This window comes from Cupriavidus sp. SIMBA_020 (assembly GCF_046535395.1).
GTDB classification, from domain to species: domain Bacteria; phylum Pseudomonadota; class Gammaproteobacteria; order Burkholderiales; family Burkholderiaceae; genus Cupriavidus; species Cupriavidus campinensis.
In genome coordinates this window covers 1-239 of the sequence record NZ_JAWRWU010001558.1, presented here as the reverse complement: position 1 = coordinate 239, position 239 = coordinate 1, and the positions used below count along the sequence as shown (strand labels likewise).

The 239-nt window shown below is 66.9% G+C and carries 1 protein-coding gene; it reads left to right on the top strand.

The window, feature by feature from the left end; all coding sequences use genetic code 11:
- A partial coding sequence (locus SB751_RS34840; RefSeq protein ID WP_410749592.1) for an arylamine N-acetyltransferase family protein occupies positions 1-239 on the top strand: 239 nt, incomplete at both ends.

Genomic DNA, 239 nt, shown 5'->3' with positions numbered 1-239 from the left:
CCGACGCTCGACGTGCTGCGCCGGCTGCATCTGCTGCACCCGCAGGCGATCCCGTTCGAAAACCTCAATCCGCTGACCGGCGCGCGTGTCGCGCTCGACGTGCCGGCGATCGTTGACAAGGTGGTCGCGCACCGCCGCGGCGGCTACTGCTTCGAACTCAACAAGCTGTTCTACACCGTGCTCACGCACATCGGTTTCCGCGTGACGCCGTTGATCGCGCGTGTGCGCTGGATGCGGCC